Genomic DNA, 10,891 nt, shown 5'->3' on the forward strand with positions numbered 1-10,891 from the left:
TTTCAAAGCTGCTGGAGTTGCGGAAGGATGAGCGGGGTGACGGCGTAATCGCCGCTGCCGTCGAGACCCGTGACCTCGGCGATCGCGTCAACGCGGCGCGCGGGCCCTCTTCCGGCAATAAAGATGACCAAGTCGACGGCATCGGCGATCAGCCGGCGGGGAACGGTGACAACGGCTTCCTGGGCGAGCTGCTCAATACGATAGAGTGCGGAGCGTGCCGAATTGGCGTGAACCGTGGCAATGCCGCCGGGATGTCCGGTGTTCCATGCCTTCAGCATGTCGAGGGCTTCCGCGCCCCGCACTTCGCCGACGATGATGCGGTCGGGTCTAAGCCGCAGTGTCGAGCGCACGAGATCACCAAGCGTGACCGACCCCCGCCTCGTCCTCAAGGCAACACAGTCCTCGGCTGCGCATTGCAGCTCGCGGGTGTCCTCAATTAGGATCACCCGCTCATCGCATTCGGCGACTTCTGCCAACAGCGCATTCGCAAGCGTGGTCTTGCCCGACGACGTGCCGCCGGCGACCAGGATGTTACGCCGCTCACGGACCGCCTTCCTCAGCGCATCGGCCTGCAGCGGGAGGATGATGCGATCGGCGACATAGTTGGCCAGCGTGTAGAGTTTTGCTGCCGGCTTGCGGATGGCAAAGCATGGCGCCAAGACGATTGGCGGTAACAGGCCCTCGAAACGCTCGCCTGAGGGTAGTTCGGCACTGACGATTGGGTTGTCCGCATGCGCCTCGGCGCGCACGTGAGAGGCAACGAGGCGGACGATGCGTTCGGCCTCGGAAGGATGCATATGCACGCCGGTATCGACCCGGCCTTCTCCCAACCGGTCGAGCCGCAGCGCGCCATCGGGGTTGACCATCACCTCGATGACGGTCGGATCGGCAAGGGCCTCGGTGATCGCGGGGCCCATGGCTGTGCGCAGCATGGCGCGGCGGCGGTGGTCGGCTGCGGGATGAGAGCTCATCCTTCGCCTCCATTGCCATTGCCGTTGCCAAGCAAGCGCTTCCCGGAGGCGATCTGGCGACCGACCTGCTCGACGAATTTGTCAAAGCGCTCTTGGGCAATCGCCTGTGTCGCCCGATCCGGGACCGGCGTGTGGGCATGAAGCGTAATCGAAAAGCGTATGAAGAGCGCCAGGCTCTCCAGGATCACCTCGACATCGGTTCGGATATGGTCGAGGTCGCGGGAATGACGGTCGAGCCGCCTGCCGTAGCGCTGGTCGAGTTCGTTCTCGCCACGCCGCTCGATGAAGGCCTCGACCGCTTTCGCGACGATCGCCGATTTTGTGGTCGACGGGTTGCGACTGAGGGTTTCCAGCTTCGCGCTTAACGCGGGTTCGAGCAGAAACTGGTGGCGAATGCGATGGGGCTTCATGGGGCTCGTTCCGACTGGCCGGCGCTGATGCGCCGGCGGCGGCAACGAACATCGTCGAGATCCGCAAAATCGCTTATGGGCGTTATCTACGCCGAGATACGCCTGAGCTGCGGAAGCGCTTAGAAGCCGGGGATGATGTCCTTGTCGTCGCCCCTTCCCTCGTTGATACCGTAGGCGCTAGACGCGGTGGAAACCCGGTCCATGACGCGCTTGTCGGCGAGTGCCTCGGCGTCATCGTCCGCCAGATTGAAGAGGTCGTCTTGATCTGGCTCCTGAGAGACGACGACGTGTTCTTCAGGCAGGCCTGGATGACGCTGCTGTTGCACGCCGCCCTCTTCTTCGATTGCCGCGCTGGCGGTTTCGGCATCGGCAGCGAGACGGCGGTCAACACTGCGGACCTGTCCGCTCCAACCGTCCGGGCGCGACGCAGGACAATCCGCGTAAAGACCGTCCCGCAGCACCGGCGCTGGCAGCACCCGTTCGGTGAAATTCGGATCCTGGTAATAGCGCAACTTCTGGGCGCGGATCGGCGGCAACCCGGAAACAAGGATTAATTCGTCAGCTTGCGGCAACTGCATCACTTCGCCAGGCGTCAGCAGCGGGCGAGCAGTCTCCTGGCGACTGACCATGACGTGCGAAAGCCAGGGAGCCAGCCGGTGGCCGGCGTAGTTGCGCATGGACCTGAGTTCCGTCGCCGTACCGAGCGCATCCGATATGCGTTTGGCCGTGCGCTCGTCGTTGGAGGAAAAGGCAATGCGCACATGGCAATTGTCGAGAATGGCGTTGTTCTCGCCATAGGCTTTGGAGATCTGGTTCAAGGATTGCGCGATCAGATAGGCGCGGATGCCGTAACCCGCCATGAAGGCGAGCGCGGTCTCGAAGAAGTCGAGGCGACCAAGAGCCGGAAATTCGTCTAGCATCATGAGCAGTTGGTACTTGCGGCTTTTCTTCGGGTCACCTTCCAGCCGCTCCGTCAGTCGCCTGCCGATCTGATTGAGCACCAGTCGCACCAGTGGCTTGGTGCGCGAAATATCCGATGGCGGCACCACTAGATAGAGCGACATCGGTCGTTCCGCATCCATGAGGTCGGCAATGCGCCAGTCGCAGGCCGATGTTGCCGAGGCAACCGTCGGATCACGATAGAGCCCGAGAAACGACATTGCGGTCGAGAGAACGCCAGAACGCTCGTTCTCTGACTTGTTCAGCACCTCGCGAGCCGCCGAGGCCACGACGGGATGGACCCGAGGTGTGTCCGCCGTGCCGAGGTGGTTGGTGGTCATCATCCGCAGCAGTGTCGCGGTAAACGAGCGTTGCGGATCCGACAGGAAAGTGGCGACGCGCGCGAGCGTCTTTTCTTCTTCCGCGTAGAGCACGTGCAAGATGGCCCCGACCAAGAGTGAATGACTAGTCTTCTCCCAATGATTCCGCCGCTCCAGCGCGCCTTCCGGATCGACGAGAATGTCCGCGATGTTCTGAACGTCGCGGACCTCATCTGAACCCCTGCGCACTTCCAGCAGCGGGTTATAGCGCGCCGTTCTCGAGTCGGTCGGATTGAACAGGAGGCAGAAAGAGAACTTCGACCGCCAGCCGGAAGTCAGCTGCCAGTTCTCGCCTTTGATGTCGTGAATGACGGCCGAGCCGGTCCAGGAAAGAAGCGTTGGAACGACCAATCCCACGCCCTTGCCCGAACGTGTCGGCGCAAAGGCCATGACATGTTCCGGCCCGTCATGTCGCAGATAGTGATCCTTCAGTTTGCCAAGGAAAACGCCGGCCGGCTCAAACAGGCCTGCCTTCTCGATTTCCCGAGCCGCGGCCCATCGTGAGGAACCGTAGGTGGTGACCAACCCCCTCTGCCGCGCGCGCCAGAGGGAGCCAGCTATTGCGGCCGCACACCCCAAGAATCCGCTGGCTCCGGCAAGCATGCCGGCCTTGTCGAAGACCTCAGGCGCATAGGCGTCGAAGTGAAACCACCATTCGAACAGTTTCCACGGCTTGTAGATCGGCCGGGCCGCCGCGGCAAACCATGGCGCGCCAAGCTGCGGCTGATAGTCCAGCATGTGGGCGCACCATTGCGTTGCCGCCCATACGCCAACGATGACGATGGCGAACACAACTACGATCTGGCCGACAAGGAGCTTCGTCGGTGTCACGGGCACAGCCTCCACTGTTTGGTAGTAGATGGAAGCAGCATGACGTGACGTTTCAGAATATCGAAGATACCCAATATACGCGCCCGTGCGATGCAGTGAACGTTGCAGGCTTGGAAGACTGGGGCGCCAAGAAGTGTCATCGCGAAGGGCGACGAGCGAATGACTTGTATGGGCCGGGAGCGGACCGACTGGTTTCGGCCAGCAAAAGCTGTAAGGAGCCTTAAAACGGCGCCTTCGATGCTAAACTGAAAGCCAAGAAATCGTACAGTATGGCCGCGATTTCATTGATCAGCAGTCTGCACGTCGATTTTGAGGAGTAGCCGCTTCTCTGGGCCTGCCCCAGGCACGATTTACCATTTCGTGAACCCGACGCCACCGTCGTAGGTAGCTGGCAGGTACAATGTGCCTAGGCTCATTCGACCACAAGCCCACGAATGCCCAAAGCAAGCGAACACGATACGCTCCAGAGTAGCGTTGTAGTGGTCTACATCATACAAATTTGATTTGCTGTTCAATGCTATGATTGGGTTTGCCCAAGCCCCCGTCTCCTTCCGGGAATGACGCAGCTGAACTCAGCGTCCGAGATCAAGTGCATTCACGGCTCCACTCTGGAAGTGGCGCCGTTTCTGATCCGATCTCAAAGCAGGATCTGGATGGCTCGCAGGTTTCCGGCCGCCTTGTTGGACTGCGTGCCCTATTTCTGAGGTCGAAGCCCGATCACCGCGATCGATTCGTTTACGCGACTTTCGCTCAAGGCCTCTGAGAGTTGCAACGATACGACCAGCCTCTTAGAGCCTTACCGACGCCCTCTTGGCCCATCGGGCTTAGGCATTTGATGAAATTGGTTCCAATCTCCTTTCACGAGGTCCGGAAGTGCTGATGTCGCCTCCTCGGCGAAATCGCGAATGACCTGGTCGTCGCCATCCCACCCTTTAGGGTCTATTTCCAACACGGTTGGTGAATCGGTGACTTCGAAACTCGGATCCGATTTGGAACCTGTTTTGCGAAGAAAGGCCGAGCAACCCTTCACGGGCCGTCCGTCAGATTCTCTCAATTCGAGGTATGGCAGAACGAACAAGCCGCCGCCATGGAAGCCTATCTTTCGGCAGACAAACATCTGTAGGGCCCAAATCCTTGCATATTTCCCAACTGCGTTCTGAAATGTAATTTCGATGCCACTTATTGGCATGAACAGATAGCGACCAATCTTGATTTGGGATCCAATCCTCACCTCTTGAACGATGGAGTTGATGGCACCGTCCGTGTGGATTGCAGCGGCTCCCGCCTGGAATTGTCGCGTCAGCGCCGCCAAAATCGCCGCGGCGACCGCATTGAGCAGGTCTTCGGATCTTGTGCGCTCGGCGCTCTCCTCGAGCTTTCGCTGCGCTTCTGTTGCCGCTGTCTGCTTGAAGTCTTCCAGCGCGGTTAGACCCCGCTTTGAAAGCCCCGATCCTCCACCATTTCGGATGCTCTGGAGCTGGTCGAGGCGCATAACGATAGTGTCCATGGTCGATATCCGCGGAAGCGGGCAGATCATTTGCGTAAGCAGCAGGCGAAGGCCTTCCAAGCCAGGTGCGGCGAGCATCGGGGCATATTTCGGATCGCTTAGGCTCTCTCGAGGCAGCCGAACGCCTGTGAAAAGAAACAAGATGACCTTGCCAAGCGAATAGACATCGGCGGCAGCCGTCACATCGAGCTGCCCGCCGTGCTCGAGCTCCGGCGCCATGAACAGCGCCGGCCCGACAACTTCGCCCGACGGGGTATTGCGTTGTCTACCGTCCTCGATCAGGCAAATGCCGAAGTCAGATATCCAGACTTCATCGCCATTGCCGGTTAGTAGGATGTTGGCTGGCTTGATATCTCTGTGAATGATCGAGGCGTCGTGCGCAGCCTTGAGGCCCGCCGCTACCTGCTTCGCAACGCCGAGAGTGCGCCCAAGATCGCCGACGAACTGGGCCGCCGATTTGCCGAGGTCGCCCCCTTCTGCAACCGGCATGACGATATACTGCTTCGTCCCGTCCTGCGGCTGTGCGTCGAGAGCAGAGTGATCCAGCAGCTCGATCACATTCGGATGCTTCAGCCGCTTGATCGCGTCCACCTCATTGCGGAAGCGGTCGGCCCGCTTTGGGTTTAGAATGCGCTTGAGGGCGAAAGGGCCATCGCCCGGGTTTTGCCGATCGATGACCTTTATGACGTGACCTTGTCCTCCTTCGCCAAGGTTCCCTTCTATCCCCTCCCACCGATTGCCGTAGATTCTAGCCATTCTTCACCCTCAAGCTGCTCAATGCTCGATCACTACTCGCTCGGTCGCATGTTGAGCAAGCTCCAATATCCCAATCCCCCTACAGCAGCGGCCATAAATGCTAATATTCAAAAGCCGGGCTGCCAATTGACACCTGGCCGGACAAGCAGCACAACCGCCGCTTGGGCTTGGAAACTTCTTATGTGGTCCGATTCGGATACCGACGTCGATTTTTTGAACTATTCGGAAGTTGCGGAGATGGTCGTAGACCTTCTCTCTGACCCGAAATTGTTGCCACTTTCTGTCGGCGTGTTCGGCGGTTGGGGAATCGGAAAGTCAACTACACTTCGCCTTGTCGAGCGCGAATTGGACAAGGCTCCGGATCGCTATCTCGTCATCAAGTTCGATGCTTGGATGTATCAGGACTTCGACGACGCGCGCGCCGCGCTGATGAGCGTGATCTCCGGGGCGCTCGTAAAGGCTGCCCCCCCTGCCCTGAAAGACCGAGCGAAGTCGTTGATCGGGCGCGTGAACAAACTGCGGTTCTTGGGCGTGGCGCTTGAGGCCGGCGCCTGGGCTATGGGTGTGCCCACCTTCGGAGCGATCTCCAAAGGTGTGACAGCCGCGGGCGCGCTTTTTTCGGGGTCGGAAGACGACAAAAATCTCGAAGCCGTCAAGGATGCCGCCTCAGACGTAGAGTCACGGGGCGCGTCGCTGTTGCGCGAGCCGGAAGAGAGGGGCCCGCCCGACGAGATCGACGCATTTCGCGCAGAATTCAAAGGTATTCTCCAGGACCTCGGGAAAACGATGGTCGTCTTCATCGACAACCTCGACCGCTGTTTGCCCCGAAACGCCATCGAGACCATGGAGGCTGTGCGGCTTTTCCTGTTCATGCCCAACAGCGCATTCGTTGTGGCCGCTGACGAGGACATGATCCGACACGCCGTCAGTCAACATTTCAACAGTCCCTCGCAGCGCCACATCACCGACTATCTGGATAAGCTGATCCAGGTTCCGGTCAGGGTGCCAAGGGCGGGCATTCAGGAGGTCCGGGCATACCTTATTTTGCTGCTTGCGAGCCGGTCCGATCTGGACGACGCGGCAGTCGAGAAACTACGGCAATACCTCATCGACCGGCTCCGGACCTCGTGGAAGGATGATGGCGACTTCACAATCGAGGAGATGCTGACTCAGTCAGGCGTGCAGGCGTCGAAGGAGCTGGCGGCTGCGTGGGACATGGCCGACAGAATGGCGCCGATCCTGGCTCTGTCGCCCGGCGTCTTAGGCAACCCCCGCACCGTGAAGCGCATGCTCAACGTGGTGAGGATGCGGGCCAACGTTGCTCGTCGCCGCGCGATGCCTATCGATGAGGCGATGATCACCAAACTGGCGTTGTTCGAGCGTTGCACCGACATCGATGCGACGGAAGAGCTCCATAATCTGATCAACGCCAGCCCCCGCGGAAAGCCCGCTGTCCTGGCCAGCCTTGAACAAGCCAAGCCAGGCGAAACGATCGCTGACTTGCCCGAGAAATGGACGAAACATGCGCCATTTCTGATGGAATGGGCGAAGCTGGCTCCTGGCCTGGCTGGTGTTGATCTGCGGCCTGCAGTCTACCTCGCCCGTGAGACTGTTCCGCTTCGCATGCGATCCGGTTCTCTCGCCGGCGGCGCTGCAAAAGCCGTCGAAACGCTCCTTCAGATCCGGTCAGTGTCTTCGCCCGCTGCCAAGGCGGCGTTGGACAGCCTGCAGCCAGGGGACATGATCCTGGTGATGGAAGCGGTCATCGAGGTGATGAGAAAAGACTCTGATTGGTCGCGGGCACGAATGGATTTTCGGGGAGCGACATTGGTTGCCGACAGATCTGCAGCCGCGGCCGAATTGCTCAACCGCTTTTTCAGATCATTGCAGCTTCCAAAGACCCCGGGATGGGTCTCAACGATGCTCAAGGACAAGGCGTGGTGGGAGGAGTGAAAAAAGGGCATGGGGACATCTTCATCAGCTAAGGGGCGCAAGAGCACCAGCCCAATGGTCCCGCCGCACGCCGACGCCAATCCAGGCCAACCAGTGCCTGCGCCAGAGGGACAGCGGTTCCGGGGCTTTCGTACAGAGTTCGGCCGGGCTGTGGCCGGCGCCGGTGGCGGTTCGCTTTCAGCCGCGCTGGGCAAATATGCGCGAAACGCAACAGGAGGTGTCGCAGTCGGGCCGAGGCGGTTTGGTACTGCATACACGGCCGGCGGCGCGCTCGTCGGGGTGCTCAACGATCTTCAGCAAGGCGGGACTGGCGCTGAGTTTGCGGGAATAGACCTATCATCGCTCAATGGCCGTCCCTTGGCCGAGGCGATTCAGGCCATTGCGCAGGCACTCGCCCCGGAGAATGCAGACGCTGACCTCATCCGGATAGCGGTACAAGAGGCCTTGGCCGAAGTGTTGCCCGAGACCGCGTCGTTCGAACCTGCCGACCTTGACGACGATGCGTTGATCGCCGTCCTAATCGAGTTTTTCACGAGGATCATCTTTCAGGACATTGTCAACGACGCGGGCGACGCCTGGAACAAGGCTCCCGACCAGGATCGCACGATAGAGGCGGAGAACGAACTCTTCGACATTATCCATGCCGCGGTCGACCGGCACTTGTCGCCTGCTTTGGCCAACGGGATACAGAACATGACGCGGGCACAAGTTGAGGCGCAAGAGCGGCTAGCCATGGACGCCATCTGGGCCGAATGGGAGGGCAATGAGTGACGCTGTGCCGCTTTTTTTTGGACAAGAAGACTTTTCCCGCCGACTGCCCGCCCAATGAATTGCACGTTCTCCTTTATGGCGGTTCAGCCCCAATTGCAGGCGCCGTCGCCATCGGAAACCAGGTCAAAGACCTCTTTTTACGTTTCGGAGTGCAGCCGTCTGCGACGGCGGTGGATTTTGTATCTATCGCGCTTGCCGTCACTGCGGCCGACACATTCGTGCTGAGAGAGGACGCCGCGGACAGCTGGAGCAGGGATATCGAAATCTGCCTGCCGCTGAGAACTCCAGGACCGTGGAATGCGGTAAAACCCCGGCTCCAGCGTCTGCTCAGTTTTCTGAGCGGCGATCAGTGGCGTTTTCACTTTGAAGGCGGCGGAGAGGCTCCTCCCGTTCCCTCAGTCATCCGGCAGCATCAAAGTCGGATAAACCTTGTTGCCGGTGATCTCGTTTCTCTGTTCTCAGGCGGTCTGGACAGCACCATTGCTACGTTCCGCCTCGTCGAGGACAGCGCCCGCCCGATCCTGGTATCTCATGCCTACACCGGCGACAAATCGGTCCAAAACGGCATCGTTGGACGCTTGCCGCAGACCCTTCAACACGTATCGGTCAATGCCTGGCCAAACTCGGAGCGCACGTCGGAGATATCGATGCGCTCCCGAAGCTTTCTCTTCATAGCTATTGCTGCATTGGTTTGTGACGTGAAATCAAGGCTGGTTGGCGGCCGGCCGATCCCGCTGCAAGTCCCGGAAAACGGTCTGATTGCACTGAACGCACCACTTACGCCGAGACGGATCGGGTCGCACAGCACGCGGACGACGCATCCTTTTTTCTTAGACGGCGTCCAGGCTATTTTTGGGGTGGTCGGCATTCCGGCTACGATCGACAATCCATATGCGACCTGGACAAAAGGCCAGATGGTGCGATCGGTGAATGGCGTACAGCTTTTCCAAGCCATTGCCTCGGAAACGGTCTCGTGCGGGAAATGGAAGCGGGAGGGCCAACAATGCGGCCGCTGCGTTCCCTGTCTCATCAGGCGCGCGTCTCTCTACGAAGGCGACGTGGATGACAGGACACTCTACCAATCTGCCAGCCTTCTCGACGTGATGACCGTCGAGGATACTCGTGACGACCTGGTCGCCATGCTTACTGCCGTCAAACGCCTCGACGGTGCGAATCTTGACGCCTGGGTCGCCCAGTCAGGGCCTCTGCCTGCCGATATCGATCGCCGATCGGCCCTTGTCGATGTCCATCGACGCGGTCTAATGGAGGTCGGCAGATACCTCACGGACAGTGGCTTCAAGATGTGATCGATTTTCATTGCCATCTCGATCTCTATCGGTATCCCGAGCTTGCGGTCGAAGATGCGGACAAATCAGGGGCCTATGTCCTCTGCGTGACCACGACGCCAAAGGCGTGGAAGTCAACGTCAGCATTGTGCGCGAACCGGGCACGAATCCGCACAGCCTTGGGACTGCACCCCGAGCTCGCCCTTGAGCGCGAGGGGGAATTGCCCCTGTTCAGGCATTTTGCATCCGAGACAAGGTACTTTGGCGAAGTCGGCCTCGATGGCTCCGAGCACCTGCGAACCTCGAAGGCGGCTCAAGAGCGGGTTTTCTCCGCTATCTTGGCCATCGCAGCTGACCTCGGCGGCAAGATCCTGTCTATTCACAGCCGCCGAGCCGCTGACGAGGTTCTGGATTGTCTATCCAAACAGGCCGCGGCCGGCATTCCCATCTTGCATTGGTTCAGCGGATCTCAACGACAGCTTAGGCGGGCGGTCGACCAAGGGTGCTGGTTCAGCTGCGGCCCTTCCATGTTGAAGTCAGAAAATGGGAAGGCGATTGCAAGAGCCTTGCCGCGCAACCGCGTTCTCACGGAGACCGACGGTCCATTCGCTCTAGAAGGCAGCCGGCCACTTCAGCCAAGGGATTCCTGGCAAGCATTGAAGATGCTATCCGACATCTGGCAAATCCCCGAAGCGGAAGCCGCTGGAATTCTCAAAGACAATCTCGTGGCGCTGACAACGGGAAAGTCCTAACGGCGGACGGCGCTTTGGTCGGCCACTTCGAGGCTGAGCGATCTGCTTGCTTTTACCTCGCCGATGCGGGAGCTTTTGGGCCGGAATCCGACTGTCTGCTTATGGCTGCGGTTCCGGCTAAAGCTGCCGGTTTGCAGCCGACCCGATTGCGGCCGTCAGCGCCTCGCTTCCGCAACGACTGCCTCTGGCCCATACCTGATCTCCGGAACGTTCGCCTCACTGCAGGCTAGCCTTAAAGAATTCGCAGGTAGTGTGCTGAGAGTTCTGCAAATTCGCTGAGAGGGGGCGGTCATGGCAGGCTGGTGATTGTTCACGTCACCTGATTCCCGCGAAGG

General features: G+C 59.6%; 8 protein-coding genes. 4 read left to right on the forward strand and 4 right to left on the reverse strand.

The window, feature by feature from the left end; translation table 11 throughout:
* Positions 1–2: 2 nt before the first annotated feature.
* The 4 genes from trbB to NKI46_RS29020 form a co-directional block, all read right to left on the reverse strand.
* Positions 3–971, reverse strand: a complete 969-nt coding sequence (gene trbB / locus NKI46_RS29005) for a P-type conjugative transfer ATPase TrbB (protein WP_352749256.1) — start codon at positions 969–971, stop codon at positions 3–5.
* Positions 968–1,381: a hypothetical protein gene (locus tag NKI46_RS29010; RefSeq protein ID WP_023753798.1), complete on the reverse strand. Its 414-nt coding sequence runs from the start codon at positions 1,379–1,381 to the stop codon at positions 968–970. Before NKI46_RS29010 ends, trbB begins: the two co-directional genes overlap by 4 nt.
* A 119-nt stretch (positions 1,382–1,500) precedes the next feature.
* Positions 1,501–3,531: a conjugal transfer protein TraG gene (locus NKI46_RS29015; protein ID WP_023753797.1), complete on the reverse strand. Its 2,031-nt coding sequence runs from the start codon at positions 3,529–3,531 to the stop codon at positions 1,501–1,503.
* Positions 3,532–4,327: 796 nt separating this feature from the next.
* Positions 4,328–5,794 (reverse strand): serine/threonine-protein kinase, encoded by a 1,467-nt coding sequence (locus NKI46_RS29020; protein WP_352749259.1) that lies wholly within the window; start codon positions 5,792–5,794, stop codon positions 4,328–4,330.
* Positions 5,795–5,974: 180 nt separating this feature from the next.
* Here NKI46_RS29020 and NKI46_RS29025 point away from each other — a divergent pair, with 180 nt between their 5' ends.
* Genes NKI46_RS29025 through qatD form a run of 4 tightly spaced genes read left to right on the forward strand, consistent with a single transcriptional unit; the run spans position 5,975 to position 10,556 of the window.
* The gene (locus NKI46_RS29025) at positions 5,975–7,747 is read left to right on the forward strand and encodes a KAP family P-loop NTPase fold protein (RefSeq protein ID WP_023753795.1); all 1,773 of its coding nucleotides are present in this window, start codon (positions 5,975–5,977) and stop codon (positions 7,745–7,747) included.
* Between the two features lie 54 nt (positions 7,748–7,801).
* Complete coding sequence (locus NKI46_RS29030; RefSeq protein ID WP_023756358.1) at positions 7,802–8,518, forward strand: Qat anti-phage system associated protein QatB; 717 nt, start codon at positions 7,802–7,804, stop codon at positions 8,516–8,518.
* Entirely contained in the window at positions 8,515–9,825 is a 1,311-nt protein-coding gene (gene qatC, locus NKI46_RS29035; RefSeq protein WP_023685508.1) for a Qat anti-phage system QueC-like protein QatC, read from the forward strand. Before NKI46_RS29030 ends, qatC begins: the two co-directional genes overlap by 4 nt.
* Positions 9,822–10,556, forward strand: coding sequence for a Qat anti-phage system TatD family nuclease QatD (qatD, locus tag NKI46_RS29040; protein ID WP_023753792.1), 735 nt, complete (start codon positions 9,822–9,824; stop codon positions 10,554–10,556). Before qatC ends, qatD begins: the two co-directional genes overlap by 4 nt.
* Positions 10,557–10,891: the final 335 nt, after the last annotated feature.

The organism is Mesorhizobium sp. M0615 (assembly GCF_040320805.1).
GTDB lineage: Bacteria > Pseudomonadota > Alphaproteobacteria > Rhizobiales > Rhizobiaceae > Mesorhizobium.

Excerpts from the sequence above, each read along its gene's own strand:
- trbB (WP_352749256.1), bottom strand. The coding sequence starts at position 971 with ATGAGCTCTCATCCCGCAGCCGACCACCGCCGCCGCGCCATGCTGCGC.
- NKI46_RS29010 (WP_023753798.1), bottom strand. The coding sequence starts at position 1,381 with ATGAAGCCCCATCGCATTCGCCACCAGTTTCTGCTCGAACCCGCGTTA.
- NKI46_RS29020 (WP_352749259.1), bottom strand. The coding sequence starts at position 5,794 with ATGGCTAGAATCTACGGCAATCGGTGGGAGGGGATAGAAGGGAACCTT.
- NKI46_RS29025 (WP_023753795.1), top strand. The coding sequence starts at position 5,975 with ATGTGGTCCGATTCGGATACCGACGTCGATTTTTTGAACTATTCGGAA.
- NKI46_RS29030 (WP_023756358.1), top strand. The coding sequence starts at position 7,802 with ATGGTCCCGCCGCACGCCGACGCCAATCCAGGCCAACCAGTGCCTGCG.